1 protein-coding gene is annotated in these 280 nt (G+C 37.1%); it reads left to right on the forward strand.

Annotation, left to right across the window (positions count from 1 at the left end):
- Window positions 1-280 (forward strand): recombinase family protein (locus O4G76_RS20390; RefSeq protein ID WP_269398957.1); only part of this gene is annotated, 280 nt, incomplete at both ends.

Here is a 280-nt window from a genome sequence, read left to right on the forward strand (position 1 = left end):
TGTCTAGAGTATTTACGTGAAGGAGATACATTAGTTGTTTATAAACTTGATCGTTTAGGTCGAACAACAAAACAGTTAATAGAATTGGCTCAATGGTTAGAAAGCAATAACATCGAATTACAGATTATTGATATGAATATCAATACTAAGGATGCAATGGGAAAAATGTTTTTTACGATGATGAGTGCTTTTGCTGAACTCGAAGCCAATCTTTTAAGCGAACGTACTAAAAAGGGACTTGCTTCTGCAAGAGCAAGAGGACGCGTCGGTGGACGTCCAC

The organism is Limimaricola sp. G21655-S1 (assembly GCF_027213785.1).
GTDB lineage: Bacteria > Pseudomonadota > Alphaproteobacteria > Rhodobacterales > Rhodobacteraceae > Limimaricola.